Here is a 20,058-nt window from a genome sequence, read left to right as displayed (position 1 = left end):
GCGCCCACTCCCATCGAGAACCCCTGTGCTCAGAAACGTTACGGACATGGATTTGCGCCTGCTGCGTATCTTCGCCACGGTGGTCAAGTGCGGTGGGTTTACGGCGGCTCAGGCTGAGTTGAACATGAGCCAGTCGAACATCAGCACGCACATTTCCGGGCTGGAAAAACGTCTGGGCTACCGCATTTGTGAGCGCGGCAAAGGCGGCTTTCGCGTGACCGAAAAAGGCCAGCGCATTCTCAAGGCGTCGTCGGTGCTGTTCGGGGCGGTAGATGCGTTTCGCAATGAGGCCCAAGACCTTGCCGGGCGGCTGGTGGGGGATCTGTATCTGGGGCTGGCGGACAATATCGCGACGTTGCCGACAGCTCGGGTCGATGCCGCCATTGCGCGCTTTTATCAGCGTGAACACGACATGCATTTGCACATTTTTGTGAACTCGCCCACCGAGCTTGAGCGAGCGGTAATTGACGGCCAACTGGACATCGCCATTTCGTATTTCAGCCGCCCGCTGCCGACCTTGACGTATCAGCCGCTGTACTCGGAAGAGATCGGGATTTTCTGCGGTCAGGCGCACCCGCTGTTCACGATCCGCTCGCCCAGCCATGCGCAGCTTCAGGCCTGTGACTGGATTCGCCATGGTTTCCTGCCTGTCGATCAGGTGCTGCCCATCATCCCCGATCGCGCCTCGGCCACGGCGCATCACATGGAGGCGGTGGTCCATGGCGTGCTGGCCGGCACCCATCTGGGGTATCTGCCCACTCACTACGCCCAGGTCTGGCTGCAGAGCGGGCAAATGCGTGCCCTTCAGCCAGCGACGTTACGCTACGACGTGCAGCACAGCATGATCACCCATGCCGGGCACCCGCAAAGCGAAGCGGTGCGTGCCTTTATCGCCGATCTGTTGCTTGAACACGGGCTTTAGCCCAGGCAACGGGTCACGTGCTTGACAGATTGATAGGCTGACAACCCCCACGGCCCCAGTTCGCGGCCGATGCCGCTGCCCTTGGTGCCGCCCCAAGAGGTTTCGACGAACACTGCCTGGATCGAGTTGATCCATACGTGGCCCACCTCCAGTGCCTGCGCCACCCGCTCGGCGCGCTCAAGATCCGCGCTGATCACCGTGGCCACCAGGCCGAAGCGGCTGTCGTTGGCCAGCGCCACGGCTTGGTCTTCTGAACTGAAGCGATGGCTGCACAGCACCGGGCCAAAAATTTCTTCGGTCCACAGGCGGCTGTTCAACGGCACGTCGGTGTACAGGGTCGGGCTGACGAACCAGCCGGGGTCGCACCAGGCTTTGCCACCGGCCACGCAGTGCAACCCTTCGGCGCGGGCGATGGCAAAGTACTCGCTCACCTTGGCCCATTGCACCTGACTGGTCAGCGGCCCCATATCGACTTCGCCGGTCAGCGGGTTGCCCACGCGCAGGGCCTCGAAAGCGCTCTGCAAACGTTGCGTCAGCGCATCGGCAATGCGCTCGTGCACCAGCAGGCGCGAGGTGGCCGAGCACATTTGCCCGCTGTTCCAGGCGATCCCGGCCACGATCCATTCCACGGCCTGATCAAGGTCGCAATCTTCAAACACCACAATCGCCGACTTGCCGCCCAGCTCCAGGGTGATCGGGCGGCAATGGGCGGCGGCGCTGTGCATCACCTGCGTGCCCACCGCGTTGCTGCCGGTGAACGACAACTTGTCCAGCCCCGCGTGATTGCTCAGCGCAATGCCGGTCTCGGCCTTGCCGCAAACGATGTTCAACACGCCGGGCGGCAAGCCCAGGGCATCGGCAATTTCGCCGTAGGTTTGCTCGATCAGCGGGGTGATCTCCGACGGCTTGAGCACCACCGTGCAACCCGCCGCGAGGGCCGGGGCGAGCTTCCAGGCGCTGGTCACCAGCGGGAAATTCCACGGCACGATCAAACCGACAACGCCCACCGGCTCCAGCCGTGTGTGCGAGGTAAAGCCGGGCACCGACAGCGGCACTTCAGGGCTCGGGTTGCTTGCCAGGGCGTCGGCCAGGGTCGCGTAGTAGCTGAACGTAGCGATGGCATCGTCCACATCAACCACCGCCTCGTGCCGGGGCTTGCCGTTGTTCTGCATTTGCAGGGCGATCAAGGCTTCACGGCGTTGTTCGAGCTGCTCAGCAAAGCCCCTCAAGTAACCGGCGCGCACCGATGCATCGACTTTGCGCCAGGCGGGCAGGGCCTCACGCGCCGCCGCAACGGCCTGATCCACTTGGGCTGTGCTGGCGCTCGTCAGCTCCGCGAACGACTGGTCCAGGGATGGATCGAACACGCGGATTAACTCCGCGCCTTCGCCTGCTAGCCACTGTGCGTTGATGTACTGTGCTGCTTTCATCGTTTGGCTCCCGGCAGAATGCCGTGCACGGCATTCACAAAAATCTGGCTGTAGTCGGCTGCGCTGAGGGCGCAGGCGCTGGTGTCCGACGAGGGCCTGCTTGCCCAGACATCCCGACGAACCGCCTCCCCCTACGAGAAGCGGGCGCAGCATAAAGCAGTCAAACATTTGTAAAAATTCATATGTTTGTAAGCTGGCTTCTGGGTTTTTATATGTTTGAGAGGGCGTGAGCGATCCCTCAACAGCGGTCCTGCGGCCCGCATCGGGATTGCGTTGTTTGCGGGAGACGTAGCCTCGTCAAACTCGGCAACTGCTACAGGGGCGCGTGTACGCCAAAAACTTGTAATCGCTGACGAGCTTTGCGAGGCTGCGATGGGTTGCGCAGCGACCCCAAACGGCGGTCCTGCGACCCGCATCGCAGCCTTCGTACCTCGTCAGCGACTACAAATTTTGCGTGGCTGTCACCTAAAAACGCCATTCCTCAGCCCGAACCAACCGGCAGAACGGCCCGTCAAGCGTTGCATTGTGATGCGCCACAATGTCTTGCGCCTTCATCACCGGCGTATCAGAACAGCTATGGCCATCGGCAATAAGCACCGCATCAAAGCCAAGGTCACGCGCCGCGCGGCACGTGCTGTCGACGCAGTATTGAGTTTTCATGCCGGTGATCACCACACCCGTCGACCCGTGGGCCCGTAAGTTGTCTGCCAGATCGGTCATCGCGAAGGCATTAGGGCGGCGTTTTTCGAAAACCACCTCGCCACCCTGAAGCTTCAGTTCTTGCACGATCATCGTCAGCGGGCTACCGGGTTCGATGGGCGAACCCACCGGCCCGATATGACGCGCCAGAAAAATCGGCGCTCCTGCGCTGCGGGCCTTATCCATCAGACTGTTCAAGGTTTGCAGCAACGCCTCGCCACGGCAGGGTTTTTCCGGGCCATGAACCAGACCCACTTGCATATCGAGTATCAATAGAGCGTGCATGAGGTGAATCTCCTTGCGTATGAGCCAGCAACACAAGGGCATAAAAAAGGCCCTGTCCATTGCTGGCGGGCCTTTGAAGTTCGTCTGTTATTGGCTCACGACACTTCGCACGCTCCGCTTTCAGCGGTCGTGGTGGTGGTAGTCGAGGTGAGGCAATATTTGGTCATAAATCGACACTAGCAATATCGCCACAGACTGGCAAGGCGGGATGTGGACTGATTAAAGCCATCGCAGCCTTCGTACCTCGTCAGCGACTGCAGGGATTGTGTTGTTTGCGGGAGACGTAGCCTCGTCAAACTCGGCAACTGCTACGGGGGCGCGTGTACGCCAAAAAACTTGTAGGAGCTGACGAGCTTTGCGAGGCTGCGATGGGTTGCGCAGCGACCCCCAACCGCGCTCCCGCATGAAATCCCGTTCCCAGTAAGCCGCCGTTCAATTTCCGTCACCTACAGTTCTCAACAAGGAGTCCCAACCCGCCACAGACGGCTAATTTCCCGACTGACCAGACGCCTTTTTCCAGGACCTTCGATGACCAAACGGCCGATTCTCAACCCGCTTTTTTTAGCGCTCAGCATCGTGGTGAGCGCCCCGACCCTGGCGGCGTCGTGGTGCACGAACACCGGCCCGGGGCCGCTGGGGCAGTTACGCAATGAGGTCAATAAACAGCTATTGCCGCAATCGCGAGCCATTGAGCGGGTGCACACCGAAGGGACGCTGCCGCATCAGGGCATTCGTGATCAAAGCCTGGAGGCCAAGAAAGACTGGCCGCTGATGCGCGACTTGGCGCTGCTGTGGCAAAAACAGCATCAACCCGGTGATCTGGAAGCGCTGTCGCGGTTGCTCAACGATTGGGGCACGCGTTACAAGCCCAGTTTTAATCCGGTGGATGAAACCGGGCTGGATGCTTACATCGATGCCTATGCCATGACCCGCAACGATTTGGCGCCGCCGGTGCGCGCAGTGGCACAGCGCTTTATCCGCGAGTTGGGTGAGGGGTATCTCAATCAGATGGAGCACAATTTCAAGCCGGGTGATGGCCGCTGGATCAATAACTGGAACTCGCACCGCGTGAAGCTGGCGACGCTGTCAGCGGTGGCGCTGGAGGATCCAGCCATGTTTGCCCGGGCGCGGGCGCAGTTTATTGAGCAACTGAGGCGCAATCTGCGGCCGGGCGGTTCAACGGTGGATGTCGAGCAGCGTGATGCCCTGCACTATGTGGTCTACGACCTGGAGCCACTGACCCGGGCCGCCGTGGCAGCGCGTCTGCGTGGGCAAAACTGGCTGGTGTTCAAGGGCGCTTCAGACGCCAGCCTGGAGAACGCGCTGGACTGGCTCGCGCCTTACGCAAAAGGTGACAAGACCCACGAAGAATTCGTGCACTCCCACGTCAAATTTGATGACCAGCGTCGCGAGGCGGGGGAGAGCGGGTTCTCCGGCCTGTGGAACCCGCAGTCGGCGACCGGCCTGTATGCCATGGCGACGTTGCTCAACCCCAAATACGCCGCCGTGTCTGAGCGGTTGCACCCCATGGGCGGCTGGATGGCCGCGTGCTGGGGGCGGTAAGTTAAAAAGCCCCGGCGGGGCTTTTTCTTTACAGAGGGGGCGTTTACGGCCGCATCAGCGGTTCAATGCCGATCCATTTTTTCACCGGCTGATAGCAGGTTTTCATCGGCGGCAGATCGACTTTTTGCCCCCCGACATCCATCGAGCCGAGGTTGATCGTCCATTTCGAATCAGCATTAAATTTTTCGGTAGGGAAAATCAGATAGACCGAGCCGTAGCTGCTGTTGTTGGTGATTCGCGGAACACGGCTGTGCACTTCATCGCTGTTGATGTCATACGGCGAAGTTCGCGCATATTTCTCGTAATACATCGGGTAGTCGTAGGTCTCGTTGTCACCCAGGTACACGTCGGGCAGGGCTTTTAACTGCGAGCCGTCTTCAAAGGTGATGTAGGCCTGGCGGCTGTCGTAGAGAATCGGGATGGGCGCCTCGCCACTGCTTGAACGCGTCGGGCGTATGCGGCCTTTGTTGTAGGCGATCAGTTGGATGTAAAAGTGCCTGCGTGACCAGGTTTCACCGGGGAAGGTCTTGGACACACCTTGCTCAAACGGGCGATCTGAATACTGCGCCGCGTGATCGTATAAGTAGGTTTCGAGGATGATGGTTTTCTTGCCATCCGCTCCAGGCACTTTGAATTGATACTCGGACTGGCACAGGTCGGCGTAAGCAGAGCGCTCACGCGGCCAAGGCAGGCAAGCCCCCAGCGAGGCGGCAAGGAGCACGAGCAAGGTGGCTTTCAGGCTTTTTTCAAATGGCATGGCTGGCCTTTCGTTGGTTGTCCAAGAACACTCGAGTAACGATTCTGACAACTGCGAACGAAAATGGGTCACGCTTTGCGAACCCCGCCCTGTAGGAGCGAGCTTGCCTCGCGATCTTTTGATCGTTCAAAAAAACGCGAGGCAAGACGAGTGATTCAGCCGATCTCGTTCAGCTTGGGTATCAGCAACTCGGCCACGTGTTTTGCTTCGTCAATCAGCGGCCAGCCCGACAGGATCAGCGCGCTCAGCCCGGCCTGTTGGTGATACGCCTCGACGTTCTGTGCAATGGCGTCTGCGTCGCCCACCAGGTACGCCGCCGATGAGCCGGTGCCGAAGATGTCCAGCGACGACCAGGCGCTCATCCCGGCAAACAGGCTGTTTTCCAGGCGTAGAGACTCCAGCGGCGGCAGTTGCCTCTTGAGGATGTAATCCACCCACTCCTGGCGCTGCGCATCCGGGGCGCGGTAGCTGGCCAGGGTCTGTTCGCCCTTGCTGCGCCGGGCCACCACTTCTTCGAGTTTGCTGCGCAGCAGGTCGACGCCGGTGGTTTCAAACAGGGCATAAAAGGCTTTTTCGGCCTCGGAGCGGGTCTTGCGCACGGTCACGCTGGCCAGCGCGCCCATGTCGGCAAACTCGCGGCCCTGGCTATGGGCCGAAGCGCGGGCGGCGTCGAAGCGGTCCTTGATGATTGAGATTTCACGCAGCATCAGCAGGTACACATCGACCACTTTGCCCGCGTGTTCAACACCGGCCTGGGACTCACCCGTGCCCCACAGCGGCACACCGCCCGCTTGCACAGGTTCGAGGCTGAAACGGGTATTGGGGAACAGCGACGGATTACCCGCCAGATAATGCTCCTGAAATGCCTTCCAGTAATGTTCGGCGCTTTTATAGCGGTCGTCGTGACCGGCGGTGAGGTTGTAGGTTTTGGCCCGTTCTTCGCGGCCATTGATGTGGTTGAACAGCAAACGCCCGCCGCTGAGTTTTTCAAAGGTCAGGGCTTGTTCGGCCAGCAACTTGGGTGCGGTCATGCCCGCGTAGGCGGCCACCAGAAAACGCATTTTCTGGGTAAAGCCCACCACCGAAGTGGCAGACACCAGCGGGTCGTTGGGCCATGTGGCCACCAGCGCGCCATAAAAACCGCCTTGGTCGATGGTCTCGGCCAGTCGGCGGTAGCGGTCGAAATCCACCGGGTAGATGCCGTCTTCCATCCAGGGGTAATGACCGTCGGCCATGCTGAGGTACCACAGTGCTTTAATTGCCATCAGTCGTGTTCCTGATTCAAGGGTTCGAAATCGGTTCGAGGTCCATCGCCAATGCCGGGTCAGCCGACCACTCGCACAGCGAGCCGTCGTAAACGCTCACGTGTTCAACGCCCACCAGCGCCAGGGCCAGGGCAAACCCCGCCGCCGTGATGCCGCTGCCGCAATACAGCACCCACTCAACCTGCGGGCGTTCGATAAACGGCTGCAACGTTGCCAGCAGGGCGGGGCGCGGGATAAAGGTGTGGGTGTGCGAGTCGATCAGCTCGATATACGGCAGGTTGAGGCTGGTCGGGATATGGCCGGGGCGTGCGTATTTGCTTTCTTCGCCGCGAAACACCGGGCGGCGCAGCACGTTGAGCAAACGGGCGTTGTGTTGCCCGGCCAGTACCTGCTGCACATACGCGCGATCGACGAAATACTCCGGTGTATCCACCGCCGTGAAGTCGCCGGGGCGGTTGGCTTCGGGCGTGGTGTCCAGCGCCAGCCCGCGAGCGAGCCAGGCGCGCAAGCCGCCCTCCAGCACAAACACCTGGCTGTGGCCGAAGCTTTTCAGCAGCCACCAGACCCGCGCGGCCCAGATCCCGTTTTCGCGGTCGTAGATCACCACCTTGCGCTGGTTGCTCACCCCCAGCGCACGCATCGCCGTGGTGAAGGCCTGGGCATCGGGCCGTGTATACGGAAACGGCGCCGACGGATCCGACAACTGATTGGCCAGATCGGCCAAGCGCGCCCCCGGCAAGTGGCCAGCGGCAAAAGGCTCGCGCAACCCTGTGGCACTGGCTTCCAGCACGGTCCAGTGGTCGGGTTGGGCCAACAGCTCATCAAGGCTGAGTAACGGGCGGGTCATATACCTGTCCTGAAAAGCCAAAAACCCTGTAGGAGCGAGCTTGCCTCGCGATCTTTTGATCGTTAAAAGATCGCGAGACAAGCTCGCTCCTACAGCTCGTGTTTACAGCGGCGAGGCCTCAAACCGGGCCTTGGCGCGGATCAGCTCGGCATCCACCGCATCCAGCCCGTCGATAAAGGCCGTGGCAAACGAGCCGGGCCCTTTGGCGGTGGCTTCAGCCAGTTCGGCGGCCAGGGCAAAGTGCACATGGGCGCTCACCAGCGCGGTCAGGTAATCGCTGGCCACGGCGGTGTACGCCGCCACCAGCGCACCCAGCGAGCAACCCGATGCGGTCACTTTGGGCAACCAGGCGCTGCCACCGGCAATCTTGATGAGCCACGGGCGCGGCGGGTTTTGTGCATCAGCGACCCAGCCCACCACATGGTCAATGGCGCCCGAGGCGGACACGGCGGCGGTGTGCTCCAGCAACTGCACGGCGGCGGGCACTGCCTGTGCCGGGTCGTTGGAGGTATCAAAACCACGGGCATGGCTGCCCAGCCCGGCCAGCCCGATGATCTCCGAGGCATTGCCGCGAATCACCGCAGGCTTGAACGCCAGCAACTGCGCGGCTACCGAACCACGCCAGGCCAGCCCGCCTGCGCCAATCGGGTCCAGCACCCAGGGGCGCCCGGCGTCATGGGCGGCGGCCACGGCCAGGCGCATGCCTTTGACCTGCGCCGTGTTCGGCGTGCCGAGATTGATCAGCACCGCCCCGGCGATGCGCGCAAAATCGGCGGCTTCTTCCGGGTTGTCGACCATCGCTGGCGCGGCACCGGCGCTGAGCAGCACATTGGCCATAAAGTTGGCCGACACCACATTGGTCAGGCACTGCACCAGCGGCGTATTGGCCCGCAGCGCCGCGTGCGCGGCAATCACAGACTCAATAGTCGGGGCAGCAAGGGCAGGGGAGTGATAGCTCATAAACACCTTCGTTGATAAACAGTTGAGCGCAATTTTTTTGTAGTCGCTGACGAGGTACGAAGGCTGCGATGCGGGCCGCAGGGCCGCCGTTTGGGGTCGCTGCGCAACCCATCGCAGCCAAATGCTTGGCAGCGACTACAGGTTTTCTCTCGTTTTAAAACACATGAGCCAAACGCAAGTTCAGTTGATAGTCGCGTTCAAACCCGCCGCGAACGTTCAGGTCCCTGGCCAGTGTCACTTGCACCTGATCCTTGGCAGTAACGTTGGTGGCGTACAGTGCGCGCCACTGATCAACCCGTGTGCGGGTGCCGTTGTCCACGCCGTCCAGCTGTTGCGCGCCGCCCCAGGTGTGGGAGTAGCCGATCGACACATGGGACGTGTCAGTCGGGTGATAACTCAACCAGTTGATCACCTGGTAAGAGCGGTCTTGCTTGAGCGTCTGATCACCGCCACCGGCGTCCGTGTTTTTTCCGTACCAGGTGATGTCGCCGATCAAGTCCCAGCTCCAGTATTGCCCGAAGCCCTGCACAAAGCCGCCCTGCACAATGCCCTTCCAGCGGTTTTCACCGAGGTTGAAGGCTTCGTGCTTATCGTAAGCGCCGGTGGGCGCGACGATAAACGGCGAAATACCAAACCAGCGGCGCGCTTGCGGGTTGTTCACCAACCACACCGTCGAGGTCAGTTGCACGTCACCGATACCGCTGTTGCCATCAATGGACTGGCCGCCGATTTTGGCGTCATGCAACTGCCCGAACGGCAACACCACTTGCGGGTCAATCGTGTAGCCGAACACCTCCATAAAATGCACGTAACGCAAAATGCCAATGTCAGACCTGAACCGATTACTGCCGTCGACTTTATTACCCGACGCATCGCGGTAAGTGTCGGCCGACGAATGTTGGTAATACAACAGCCCCAGATCAGTGCCCGGCGGCGCGGCAATGTAATCACCCGGATCGGCTTCAGCCGCCTGCGTCTGTTGGGTGATGGACAGCAGGCTGAACAGCGTTAACGGTAAGGCGTAAGTGGTCTTCTTCATGGGTTTATTGAAACGTCTGTCGTCATGTTTACGGGGATGTGGAAATCCGCAAGGGCGACGGTTGTTTCCTGTGGTGATCAGCGTACGCAGGCCGTGCTTATAATCAAAATCACATTTATCACTAACGATAGTGATATAAAAAAGCTGTCCATATGCCGCAAATACATAAGCTTATGACTTTAAATTTAAGCCGCGTACTGCGTTGACAGCCACGAAACAGGCTCATTAGTCTTCGCCCAATCTGAACAGAGGTAGACCCCCGTGGCCCTGAAAGTTTTATGGTATTTGAGCTTTGCCGACGGTACTTATCCGTGGTGCCCGGGCGGGTTATATCCGATTGATTTCGAGCGTTATCGAACGCTGGCGCAAACCATAGAGCAGGGCGGGTTTTATGGGGCGCATGTTGCAACTTGGCCGAATGACCCCTTTATATCGGCCTCGTTTGCGGCCAGTTATACCCGGCGTATAAAGTTCCTGATTTCTTTTTATTCGCGCATGGTTCCGGCCAAGTTATTGGCCCAACAAGCGCTCACGTTTGACCAACTGACCCAGGGCCGGTTGTTGGTCAATCTGGTCAATGGGCGCGACAACATCATGCAGGGCTACGGCATTACCACCTCCCATGCCGACCGCTACACCCTGGGCATTGATTACTGGCGCAAGTTTGCTTTTTCGTATGCCCAGGGCAGCAAAACCTACTTCCCGAATACCCCGCTGGAAATCCACCCGCAGCAAAAAGACGGCGTGCAACTGTGGGGCACAGGGGATTCAACGGCGGGCGTGGCCCACGCCGGTGAGTTGGTCAACGTGTACATGACCATGCTCCGTGAAGTGGCGGTAGTGAGCGAAAAGTTTCACAAGGCGCAACAGGCGGCGCAGGCTGCAAAGCGCCAGTTCAGCGGGCTGGGCGCCTTGGCCAGCGTGGTTGTAAGGCCGACTGACAGCGAGGCGCTGGCGCACTTTTATGCGATGTTCGAAGCCACCGGCGTTGAGGTGCTGCGCGACAAAATAAACGAATCCATCGTGCGGCGCAGTGGCGGCAAGTTCAACTTTGCCAACTTTGTCGCCCCGGATGCCAAGCGTGCCGGTTGGCTTGCCCGGCTACGTCAGCGGCAACTACCGACCCTCGAAGAATTGCGCCTGGAAAACAACCTGTACGCCGGGATTACAGCCTGGTCGACGCTGGATGTCTTCGGGACTGGCTCGTCGTCGGCGTACCTTGTCGGATCGCCCGACAGTATCGTCAGCACACTCAACCTTTATCAACAAAAAGCCGGACTTAATGTCATTAGCCTGTCGGGTTGGCCTCTGCAAGAAGAAGCCGACTACGTGGCTAAGTTGCTGTTACCTCGACTCGTTTAATTAACAACTATTGATCTAAGGTGCTGCCAAAAGTTTATAAACACTTTTTTACAAGTGTTGGGAAACAAACACGTGTTCGGCAGTAGCGCTGTAACGCAACAGTCGCACTTACAACATTAAAACCTTAAACACCCGCAAATAAGGCACTTCGCCAGTTGGCACGTTCGCTGCAATAGCGTTGTTATCGTGAGATTGACTATGCCAATAGAAACTCGCCTATTTTCTATTCAGGTGGGGTAATAATTTGAAACGCGTGCACTTGGCTACTTCTGCTGTTAAACGGCATTCCTCCTTATTCGCTGTCAGCAGCGCCTTATTAACCCTCGCACCCTTTGCCCTGGCCGAAGACGCCAGCCCGAACGGCGAGCGACGTCTGGGCACGGTCACCGTGCAAGCCGCCCAACAAACCGAGGTGCAAGCGGCGAAAGCCAAACTCGATGAAGTGGCCGGCGGCACCAGCCTGGTCACTCAGGCGGAAGTCGAAAAGGGCCGCTCGGCTACTCTGGAAGACACCCTGGCCTATCAGCCGGGCGTGTATGCCCAGGCGGCGGGCGGCAACGATGCGATCAAGATCTCGATTCGCGGCTCCGGGGCTAACACGTCACCGGGGTATTTCCGGGAGGGCACCAAGTTCCTCTTTGACGGCCTGGCGCTGACCGGCGCGGGCGGTACGCCTTATGAGTTGCTCGACACCCAGGGCCTGAACTACACCGAAGTGCTGCGCGGGGCCAACGCCTTTGAATACGGCGCCTTGTCGTTGGGCGGCGCCATCAACTTTGTCACCAACACCGGCCGCACGGCACCGGGCACACGCATCAAAGTCGAAGGCGGCAGTTTCGGCTGGGAAAAAGAGACCCTCAGCACCGGCGGTGTGGTGGGCGATGCCGACTACTTTGTCAGCGTCGACAACTCCAAGCGCGACGGCTTCCAGGACTTCACCTACACCAAGGCCAAGGGCATCGTCAGCAACTTTGGTTACCGCTTCAGCCCCAAACTGGAAACCCGCGTGTACCTGCGTTATCGCGAGGAATACCACGAAAACTCGGGCCAGCTGACCTTGGCCCAGTTGAAGAAAAAACCCTCGCAAACCAACATCGCCACCCGTGACACGCGCGGCGATTCGACCAAGCTCGGCTCCACCTGGATCGGCAGCAAAACCACTTATACCTTCGACGATGACGCCAAGCTCGAAGCCGGGCTGGTGTACCACGACTACCCGCAGATCCTCAGCCGTAAAAGTACCGTCAACCCCAACTACTGGGATTGGCGCGACATCAACTATTCGCTTAATTACACCCGCACCGATCACCTGTTCGGCCTGTCCAGCACCACGACCGCGGGTTGGACCAGCACTCAGCACATCAATGCTGGCGTGCGCACCTACAAAGGCAATAAAGACCTCGGCATCCTGCAAAAAGACGTGAAGTACGACGGCTCGTTTGACCACGTGTTCAGCCTCGGCAACGACCTGGGCCTGACCGACAACCTGTACCTGTCTACCGGCGTGTCGGCGATCCAGATCAAGCGCAACGTCAAGGTCTCGTACAGCGACCGCCCTAACACCAGCGGCCTGCCGAGTGAGTACCTCTACGATGAGTGGCGATTCGCCCCGCGTATTGGCCTGCGTTATTACATCGCCCCCGACGTGCAACTGTTCGGTAACGTCAGCCGCACCATCGACCCGCCAAGCTCCTGGTCGATTTCCGGCTCGGGCGTCACCACCAACTACACCAAGCCACTGGTGCCACAAAACGCCAACACCGTGGAGTTCGGCATCAAGGGCAAATACGGCATCTTCGACGGCAGCCTGGCGTTCTATAAGTCATGGGTGAAAAACGAGCTGCTCAACGTTCAAGTACTCCCGGCCACCGCTACCGCGGCAGCCGTGGTGTCAACCTCCAACGCCACACCGACCATTCACCAGGGCATTGAAGCCGGCTTGAGCACCCGCCTGTGGGAAGGCGCCAATGGCGACACCCTGACCTGGCGTCAGGCGTACACCCTCAACGACTTCCACTACGAAAACGACCCGCTGTTCAAAAAGAACGAACTGCCGGGCTTGCCCAAGCACATCTACCAGGGCGAATTGCAGTACCAGTTTGCCAACGGCTTGTATGCCGGGGTCAACGTGCGCACCGCCTCCAGCACGGCCGTGGACTACGCCAACAGCTTCTACGCGCCGTCCTACACCCTGTGGGGCGCACGCTTTGGCTTCGACGATCCGGGCAAAACCTGGCAGGTGTACCTGGACCTGAAAAACCTCACCAACAAGGCCTACGTGACTGCCGTGGCACCGTCGTATGACGTGCAGGGCAAAGACACGGCGGTGCTGTACCCCGGTGATGGTTTCGGCGCCTTTACCGGCGTGACTTACAACTTCTAAGCCTGCGCGGCCAGCGTCGCGAAGTGCGCGGCGCTGGTGGAGGAAGCACATGACCCTGACCACAAGGCTTGCCCGCCTGGCGCTGATCGCCGGTATCGGGCTGCTGGGCGCCTGCAAACCGGCCAGCGAAGCGCCGCGCGCCATCGTCGTCAATGCCGATGCCAGCGCCAGCCAGCCCGATGACTACCGCGAAAGCAGCCCCGGCAAACCGGGCGGCACGCTGCGCCTGTCGACCTCATCCGACACCACCACGCTCGATTTGCATTCGATTTCCCACGGCAATACGCAATGGCTGGGGCGCATCCTGTTTGACTGCCTGGTGTACCAGGACGAGCAGGGCAACATCACCCCTTGGCTGGCCAAGTCCTGGGAGATTTCGCCAGATGGCAAGATCTACACCTTTCATCTTCGTGACGACGTGACCTACAGCGATGGCGAAAAATTCAACGCCCGCGCACTACAGCTCAACCTTGAACACATGCGTGACCCCAAGACCAAATCACCGCTGGCGGCGGCCTACATCGCCCCGTACGTGGACGGTCGCATCATTGATGAGTACACCTTCGAAGCGCACCTGCGCGAACCCTATTCGCCGTTTCTCGATGTGCTGGCGCAGTCGTACCTGAGCATGCTGTCGCCGCGCCAGATCGTCGAGGCACCCAAGTCCATTGCCGAACACCCTATCGGCACCGGGCCGTTTGTGCTCGAAAGCTATACGCGCGACCAAGGCCTGAACTTCGTCAAGCGCAAGGGCTACCACTGGGCGCCCGAAGTCACCGGGCATCAGGGCGAGGCCTACCTCGACCGCCTCGAAGTGAGCATCGTGCCCGAGGCGATGATCCGCTTCAGCTCGCTGGAGTCGGGGCAATCTGACTTCACCGTCGATGCGCCGGCGCAAAACGCCAAGGCCATCCGGCAAAACCCCGATTTGCACATCCGCAGCCTGATCCGCAAGGGCAACCCGTTTCGCAGCCTGCAGTTCAACACCGAGAAATTTCCGTTTCAGGACGTGGTGGTGCGCCGTGCCGTGACCAAAGCGGTTGATCGCGATGGCATTGCCTGGATCGCCGGCTTTGGTGAGTACCAGCCGAAAAGCGATTTTCTGGCCAGCAACACGCGCTTCTACGACCCGGCTTACAAAGACGTGCTCAAGTACGACGTGGCCGAAGCCAACCGCCTGCTCGACAGCGCCGGTTGGGAGCAGCGCGACGCCGAAGGTTACCGGGTTAAAAATGGCCGGCGCCTGGCAGCCGAGTTGCTGACTTACGAAACCGGTGCCTACCCCAGCAGCATTGCAGTAGCGATTCAGGCTGACCTGAAAAAGGTCGGCTTCCAACTAACCATCGACATCGCGCCGCTGCCGCAAATCCTCGAAAAGCGCTATGCCGGCAACTTCCAGGTCATCGCCGCGGGCTACTGGCACACCAACACCCCGGACGGCCTGTACATCCTCTACCACAGCAAATCCATCAGCACGCCGAGCTTTATCGGGCAGAACATCGGCAGCTTTCGCGACGAGCCACTGGACGTCGCCCTCAGCGCTGCACGGCAGACCACCGACCCGGTTGAGTTGCAAAAGCTCTACAGCATCGCCCAGCAACGCCTCACCGAAAACGTCCCGGCAGCGCCGGTGTACGAGAGCCATGTGCTGGTGGCCTACCGCAACGCGGTCAAGGGCTTGATCTTCGACACCTCGCACAACACTCCGATTTTCACCACGGTCTGGCTCGACCAGGAGGCCAAATGAACCCGCTGCGCCTGATACTTCGTCGATTGTTGTCCGGCATTGGCGTGCTGTGGGGCGCGGCAACCCTGACCTTTCTGGCCATCAACCTGAGTGCGGGCGACCCGGCGATGGCCATTCTCGGCGGGCCGGGGGCCAACCCGAGCGCCGAATTGATAGCCCAGGTGCGCGCTGAATACGGCCTCGACCAACCCTTGATCGTGCAATACGGCCAGTACCTGGGGCGTTTGGCTCAGGGTGATTTGGGCGATTCGTACAACTTGCGCCGGCCGGTGGGGCAGGTCATCAGCGGGCAACTCGGCGCCACCGTGCAACTGTCGCTGAGCGCTGCTGCTTTGGCGGTGCTGCTGGCCGTGGTGGTGGCGGTGCTCAGTGCCAACCGGGCGCCGTGGGTGCGCTCGCTGGTATCGGGCACAGAACTGGTGCTGTCGTCAGCGCCGTCGTTCGTGATCGGCCTGGGGTTGCTGCTGGTGTTCGCCTTTGGCTGGCACCTGCTGCCACCGTCCGGCTCCAACAGCTGGCAAGCCTTGATCCTGCCCAGCGTGGCCCTGGCCTTGCCGGTGGCGGCAGTGCTCAGCCAGGTGTTGCGCCAGGAACTCGAAGACACCCTCGAACAGCCCTTTATCGCCATGGCCCGCGCCCGTGGCCTGTCTGAAACCGGGGTGCGCCTCAAGCACGCCTTGCGCCATGCGCTGGTGCCGCTGGTGACCTTGTCCGGCTTTGTGTTTGCCAGCCTGCTGGGCGGGGCGGTGGTGATTGAACTGCTGTTCTCGCGCCAGGGCATCGGCCGCCTGATGCTCGACGCCGCCAACACCAAGGATGTGCCGCTGCTGCTGGGGATCACCCTGCTGGCGGCAGCGATTTATGTGGTCGTGAATTTTCTCGTCGACCTGATCAATCACCTGGTGGACCCGCGAGCGAAAGCCGTGTGACGCCATCTTTTCGCAAGGACTTGCCATGACCGACACCACTTCCTACCGCGCATTGAAGGCGCGTTTCCAACCGCTGTTCGACCAGATCGCGGCCGGGGCCATCGAGCGCGAGCAGCACCGCGAACTGGCCTTTGACGCCGTCAACCAACTGCGCGAGGCGGGCTTTACGGCGCTGCGTGTGCCGCAGGCTTTGGGCGGCGCGGGCGTCAGCTTGCCGGTGTTGTTCCAGCTGTTGATTGACTTGGCCGAGGCCGACTCCAACCTGCCGCAGATTGTGCGTGCGCATTTCGGTTTTGTTGAAGGGCGCTTGTCCAGCCGCGACGCCGCCTCGCAGGATTACTGGTTTGCCAAGGTGGTGGCCGGGCAGTTGTGGGGCGCGGCCATGGCCGAGCGCAGTGACAGCAGCACCAACTCGGTGTCGCTGGCGCCCAACGACCCGCAAAACGAAGACGCGGGCTGGGTGCTCAACGGCGAAAAATACTACTGCACCGGCACTATCTACGCGGACTGGGTGGCGGCGGTGGCGATGCACGACAAAGACTTTTTCAGCGTGGTGGTGGCCGTTGATGCGCCGGGCGTGACCCGTGAAGACGACTGGGACGGCTTTGGCCAGCGCCTGAGCGGCAGCGGCACCACGCGTTTCGACCAGGTCGCGGTGGCGCCAGAGCACGTGCTGCGCCGTTTCAAACCCGGCGAGCTGCGCGCCGAGTCGTACATCTCATCGTTCTACCAACTGTTCCACCTCGCCACGTTGGCCGGTATCGCCCGGGCCGCCTTGCGCGATGCCACGGCTTTTGTGCAGGGCCGCACCCGCGCGTTCGGCGTGCCGGGCCAGTCCAGCCCCAAGGATGACCCGCTGGTGCAACGGGTGATCGGCCGCCTGTCGAGCCTGGCCTACGCCAGCGAAAGCCTGGTGCTGGCCACCGCAAACGTGCTGGAAGGCGTGCATCAGGCTGAACTGACCGACAGCGCGCAGGAAGCCGATTACGTCGACGCCGACATTCGCACCTTCCAGGCCCAGCAAGTGGTGCTGGAGCAAGCGCTCGAAGCCACCACGCTGTTGTTCGAAGTCGGCGGCGCCTCGGCCACCAGCCAGGCCCGCCGCCTCGACCGGCACTGGCGCAACGCCCGCACCCTGGCCTCGCACAACCCGGCCATCTACCGCGAGCGGGCGCTGGGCAATTACTACCTCAACGGCATCAGCCCCGGAGCGGCCTGGCGTGCCCTGCATGAGCAGGACAGCGCCCACGGCGCCACCCGCGATGAAGCCAGCGCGGTTTAAGCCCGTCATCAGGAGTTGCACATGAGCCAGTCCATCCACCCAGGCACTGTTGCCAGCGTGATCCAGGCCGAGCCTTTGTTCGCCATGCAATCGCGCAGTGCGCGGCGCTGGGCGATACGCCCGGGCCTCTTGCTGGCCGGGTTGTTCGTATTGTTGCTGTTGATCGCGGCCATCCAGCCGGGTTGGCTGGTGGCGGGCGACCCGCTCGACGCCAACTCGCGTCTGGCCTTTAGCGCCCCAAGCAGCCTGTTCTGGCTCGGCGCCGATGAAAACGGCCGCGACATCCTCACCCGACTGGTCTACGCCGTGCGCCCGTCACTGGTGCTGGGCGTGGCCGCCACTGCGGTCGGCCTGCTGCTGGGTACTTTGCTGGGCCTGACTGCCGGACTCGGCCCGCGCTGGCTGGACGGCGCGGTGATGCGCGTGATCGACGTGCTGCTGGCGTTTCCCGACCTGCTGCTGGCGCTGGTGATCATCACCTTCTTCGGCCAGGGCCAGCTCAACATCATCCTCGCTATCGGCATCGCCAACGTGCCGCGTTACGCGCGTTTGGTACGGGCGCAAACCCAGGTGGTACGCGGCGCCGGTTACGTTGAAGCGGCCACCACGCTTGGGCTGCCCCGGCATTTGGTGATCTGGCGGCACGTGCTGCCCAACGCGATCAAACCGATTTTGATCCTGGCCACCATCGGCATTGGCGGCAACATCGTCAACGGCGCGGCCTTGAGCTTTTTGGGCTTCGGCGCCGCGCCGCCAGCGCCGGAGTGGGGCGGGATGCTCGCCATGGGCCGCAACTATTTGGCCAACGCCTGGTGGCTGGTGGCATGGCCCGCCCTGGCAATCACATTGACCGTGGTTTCGATCAGCGCGATCGGCCGCGAACTGTTGCGTCGCAGCGAAGGGAAACGGGCATGAGTACACAACCTCTGATCGATGTGCAAAACCTCTATGTGCGCTTTGGCGCGCACGCGGCCCCGACCCTCAAGGGCGTGAGCTTCCAGGTGCATCCCGGCGAGTGTCTGGCGCTGGTGGGCGAGTCCGGCTCGGGCAAAAGCGTGACCTCGCGCACCCTCGCCGGGCTCACCGGCGCCCGTGCCCAGGTTCAGGCCAGCACACTGGCGTTTGCCGGGCAGGACCTGCGCCAGTTCGATGAACGCACCTGGCGCAAAATACGCGGCGCGCAAATTGGCTTTGTCATGCAGGACGCCCTGGGCTCCCTCGACCCCTTGCGGCTGGTGGGCAAGGAAATCGCCGAGCCGCTGCACCTGCACACCGACCTCGACCGGGCGCAGTGCGATGCCAAAGTCATCGAGCTGCTGCGCGCGGTGGGCGTGCCCGAGCCCGAATTACGCGCGCGCCAGTACCCGTATCAATTGTCCGGCGGCTTGCGCCAACGGGCGCTGATTGCTTCGGCCATCGCCTGCAACCCGCGTTTGCTGATTGCCGACGAACCCACCACGGCCCTCGACACCACCGTGCAGGCGCAGGTGCTGACCTTGCTCGAATCCCTGCGCGGCGAGAGCACCGCGATGCTGATCGTCAGCCATGACCTGGCCGTGGTCTCGCGGCTGGCCAACCGGGTGGCGGTGATGCACAACGGCATCATCGTCGAGCAGGGCAACGTCGACGACGTGCTGCACGACCCGCAGCATCCTTACACCCAATACTTGTTGCGCACGGGCAGGGCGGTGCACTTTCGCCGCAACCATGGCGCGGCGCGTACACCGCTGAGCATCGTCACGGCCAAGGCCGAGCAAACGCCGCCGCTGTTGCAGGTCAACGGTTTGAGCAAATCCTTCAAGGGGCCGGACGGCAAACAGCGCACCGTGGTCAACCAAGTGTCGCTGCAACTGCGCCGGGGCAAAACCTTGGGCATTGTTGGTGAATCCGGCTCGGGCAAAACCACCCTGACGCGGATGATCCTCGGTCTGGAAACCCCGGACAGCGGTGACATCCACATCAAGGGCCAGCCGTGGCTGAGCCTGTCTGCCGCAGAAAAACGCCAACTGCGGCGCAGCATTCAAGTGGTGTTCCAGGACCCGCTCAGCTCCTTCGACCCGCGCTACAGCGTGCGCCGGGTGCTCAACGAAGCGCTGGAAGTGGCCGGGCACAAGCGCAGCGAATGGCCCCGGCGCGCCGAAGAACTGCTGGCTTTAGTCAAACTTGACGCGGCACTGCTGGAGCGCCGCCCGATCGAACTGTCGGGCGGCCAGCGTCAGCGCATCGCCATCGCCCGCGCCCTGGCGGCGCAGCCGCAGATACTGGTGTGTGACGAACCGGTGTCGGCGCTGGACGTCTCGGTGCAGGCGCAAATCCTCGAGCTGCTCGACGATCTCAAACAGCGCCTGGGCCTGGCCTGCCTGTTCATCTCCCACGACCTGGGCGTGATCAACCACGTCAGCGACGACGTGCTGGTAATGAAAGACGGCGTAGCCGTCGAAAGCGGCCGCGTGCGCGACGTCTTCGACCACCCGCAACACCCGTATACCCAAGCCCTGCTGGACGCCATCCCGCACCTGGAAAGCGGCCGCCGCATGGCCTTCGACTTCCTCAAACTAGCCATTTAACCCCGTTCTACGCCCTGTAGG

The 20,058-nt window shown here is 61.3% G+C and carries 16 protein-coding genes; 9 read left to right on the top strand and 7 right to left on the bottom strand.

Going from position 1 to position 20,058, the window contains the following annotated elements:
- Positions 1-25 precede the first annotated feature (25 nt).
- Positions 26-922, top strand: coding sequence for a LysR family transcriptional regulator (locus tag ACJJU9_RS18485; protein WP_273218149.1), 897 nt, complete (start codon positions 26-28; stop codon positions 920-922).
- Here the strand turns inward: ACJJU9_RS18485 and ACJJU9_RS18480 are convergent.
- Together ACJJU9_RS18480 and ACJJU9_RS18475 are read right to left on the bottom strand one after the other, a co-directional pair.
- On the bottom strand, positions 919-2,352 hold the full coding sequence (locus ACJJU9_RS18480) for an aldehyde dehydrogenase family protein (protein WP_407729231.1): 1,434 nt from the start codon (positions 2,350-2,352) through the stop codon (positions 919-921). The genes ACJJU9_RS18485 and ACJJU9_RS18480 overlap by 4 nt on opposite strands.
- Before the next feature lie 465 nt (positions 2,353-2,817).
- On the bottom strand, positions 2,818-3,336 hold the full coding sequence (locus ACJJU9_RS18475) for a cysteine hydrolase family protein (protein WP_407729230.1): 519 nt from the start codon (positions 3,334-3,336) through the stop codon (positions 2,818-2,820).
- Positions 3,337-3,864: 528 nt separating this feature from the next.
- Here ACJJU9_RS18475 and ACJJU9_RS18470 point away from each other — a divergent pair.
- Positions 3,865-4,899 carry an alginate lyase family protein gene (locus ACJJU9_RS18470; protein WP_407729228.1) on the top strand — a complete coding sequence of 345 codons (1,035 nt, stop codon included), beginning with the start codon at positions 3,865-3,867 and terminating at the stop codon, positions 4,897-4,899.
- 43 nt (positions 4,900-4,942) lie between these two features.
- On the opposite strand, the gene ACJJU9_RS18465 is transcribed toward ACJJU9_RS18470, so the two are convergent.
- The 5 genes from ACJJU9_RS18465 to ACJJU9_RS18445 all read right to left on the bottom strand — a co-directional run bounded on the left by ACJJU9_RS18465 (position 4,943) and on the right by ACJJU9_RS18445 (position 9,767).
- Complete coding sequence (locus ACJJU9_RS18465) at positions 4,943-5,656, bottom strand: hypothetical protein (RefSeq protein ID WP_407729226.1); 714 nt, start codon at positions 5,654-5,656, stop codon at positions 4,943-4,945.
- Between the two features lie 155 nt (positions 5,657-5,811).
- The gene (locus ACJJU9_RS18460; protein WP_407729225.1) at positions 5,812-6,921 is read right to left on the bottom strand and encodes an LLM class flavin-dependent oxidoreductase; all 1,110 of its coding nucleotides are present in this window, start codon (positions 6,919-6,921) and stop codon (positions 5,812-5,814) included.
- 16 nt (positions 6,922-6,937) lie between these two features.
- The gene (locus ACJJU9_RS18455; protein WP_407729223.1) at positions 6,938-7,768 is read right to left on the bottom strand and encodes a sulfurtransferase; all 831 of its coding nucleotides are present in this window, start codon (positions 7,766-7,768) and stop codon (positions 6,938-6,940) included.
- A 102-nt stretch (positions 7,769-7,870) separates the two neighbouring features.
- Positions 7,871-8,728: a hydroxyethylthiazole kinase gene (thiM, locus tag ACJJU9_RS18450; RefSeq protein ID WP_407729222.1), complete on the bottom strand. Its 858-nt coding sequence runs from the start codon at positions 8,726-8,728 to the stop codon at positions 7,871-7,873.
- A gap of 154 nt (positions 8,729-8,882) precedes the next feature.
- The gene (locus ACJJU9_RS18445; RefSeq protein ID WP_407729220.1) at positions 8,883-9,767 is read right to left on the bottom strand and encodes a transporter; all 885 of its coding nucleotides are present in this window, start codon (positions 9,765-9,767) and stop codon (positions 8,883-8,885) included.
- A gap of 261 nt (positions 9,768-10,028) precedes the next feature.
- On the opposite strand from ACJJU9_RS18445, the gene ACJJU9_RS18440 reads away from it, so the two are divergent.
- From ACJJU9_RS18440 to ACJJU9_RS18410, 7 genes are all read left to right on the top strand, one after another.
- The gene (locus ACJJU9_RS18440; RefSeq protein ID WP_407729218.1) at positions 10,029-11,129 is read left to right on the top strand and encodes an LLM class flavin-dependent oxidoreductase; all 1,101 of its coding nucleotides are present in this window, start codon (positions 10,029-10,031) and stop codon (positions 11,127-11,129) included.
- A gap of 253 nt (positions 11,130-11,382) precedes the next feature.
- Positions 11,383-13,512: a TonB-dependent receptor family protein gene (locus tag ACJJU9_RS18435; RefSeq protein WP_407731014.1), complete on the top strand. Its 2,130-nt coding sequence runs from the start codon at positions 11,383-11,385 to the stop codon at positions 13,510-13,512.
- Between the two features lie 49 nt (positions 13,513-13,561).
- Positions 13,562-15,259 (top strand): ABC transporter substrate-binding protein, encoded by a 1,698-nt coding sequence (locus tag ACJJU9_RS18430; protein WP_407729217.1) that lies wholly within the window; start codon positions 13,562-13,564, stop codon positions 15,257-15,259.
- Positions 15,256-16,188, top strand: coding sequence for an ABC transporter permease (locus ACJJU9_RS18425; protein WP_048370734.1), 933 nt, complete (start codon positions 15,256-15,258; stop codon positions 16,186-16,188). The genes ACJJU9_RS18430 and ACJJU9_RS18425 overlap by 4 nt, the downstream gene beginning before the upstream one ends.
- A gap of 25 nt (positions 16,189-16,213) precedes the next feature.
- Positions 16,214-17,470 carry an acyl-CoA dehydrogenase family protein gene (locus ACJJU9_RS18420; protein WP_407729216.1) on the top strand — a complete coding sequence of 419 codons (1,257 nt, stop codon included), beginning with the start codon at positions 16,214-16,216 and terminating at the stop codon, positions 17,468-17,470.
- Positions 17,471-17,554: 84 nt separating this feature from the next.
- Positions 17,555-18,385, top strand: coding sequence for an ABC transporter permease (locus ACJJU9_RS18415; protein WP_407731013.1), 831 nt, complete (start codon positions 17,555-17,557; stop codon positions 18,383-18,385).
- Positions 18,382-20,037: a dipeptide ABC transporter ATP-binding protein gene (locus ACJJU9_RS18410; RefSeq protein ID WP_407729215.1), complete on the top strand. Its 1,656-nt coding sequence runs from the start codon at positions 18,382-18,384 to the stop codon at positions 20,035-20,037. Before ACJJU9_RS18415 ends, ACJJU9_RS18410 begins: the two co-directional genes overlap by 4 nt.
- The last annotated feature ends 21 nt before the right edge of the window (positions 20,038-20,058 follow it).

The organism is Pseudomonas helleri, assembly GCF_045830615.1.
GTDB lineage: Bacteria > Pseudomonadota > Gammaproteobacteria > Pseudomonadales > Pseudomonadaceae > Aquipseudomonas > Aquipseudomonas helleri.
The sequence above is the reverse complement of the archived record's forward strand: the minus strand, read 5'-3'. Positions and strand labels throughout refer to the sequence as shown.

Excerpts from the sequence above, each read along its gene's own strand:
- ACJJU9_RS18480 (WP_407729231.1), bottom strand. The coding sequence starts at position 2,352 with ATGAAAGCAGCACAGTACATCAACGCACAGTGGCTAGCAGGCGAAGGC.
- ACJJU9_RS18475 (WP_407729230.1), bottom strand. The coding sequence starts at position 3,336 with ATGCACGCTCTATTGATACTCGATATGCAAGTGGGTCTGGTTCATGGC.
- ACJJU9_RS18470 (WP_407729228.1), top strand. The coding sequence starts at position 3,865 with ATGACCAAACGGCCGATTCTCAACCCGCTTTTTTTAGCGCTCAGCATC.
- ACJJU9_RS18465 (WP_407729226.1), bottom strand. The coding sequence starts at position 5,656 with ATGCCATTTGAAAAAAGCCTGAAAGCCACCTTGCTCGTGCTCCTTGCC.
- ACJJU9_RS18460 (WP_407729225.1), bottom strand. The coding sequence starts at position 6,921 with ATGGCAATTAAAGCACTGTGGTACCTCAGCATGGCCGACGGTCATTAC.
- ACJJU9_RS18455 (WP_407729223.1), bottom strand. The coding sequence starts at position 7,768 with ATGACCCGCCCGTTACTCAGCCTTGATGAGCTGTTGGCCCAACCCGAC.
- thiM (WP_407729222.1), bottom strand. The coding sequence starts at position 8,728 with ATGAGCTATCACTCCCCTGCCCTTGCTGCCCCGACTATTGAGTCTGTG.
- ACJJU9_RS18445 (WP_407729220.1), bottom strand. The coding sequence starts at position 9,767 with ATGAAGAAGACCACTTACGCCTTACCGTTAACGCTGTTCAGCCTGCTG.
- ACJJU9_RS18430 (WP_407729217.1), top strand. The coding sequence starts at position 13,562 with ATGACCCTGACCACAAGGCTTGCCCGCCTGGCGCTGATCGCCGGTATC.
- ACJJU9_RS18425 (WP_048370734.1), top strand. The coding sequence starts at position 15,256 with ATGAACCCGCTGCGCCTGATACTTCGTCGATTGTTGTCCGGCATTGGC.
- ACJJU9_RS18420 (WP_407729216.1), top strand. The coding sequence starts at position 16,214 with ATGACCGACACCACTTCCTACCGCGCATTGAAGGCGCGTTTCCAACCG.
- ACJJU9_RS18415 (WP_407731013.1), top strand. The coding sequence starts at position 17,555 with ATGCAATCGCGCAGTGCGCGGCGCTGGGCGATACGCCCGGGCCTCTTG.
- ACJJU9_RS18410 (WP_407729215.1), top strand. The coding sequence starts at position 18,382 with ATGAGTACACAACCTCTGATCGATGTGCAAAACCTCTATGTGCGCTTT.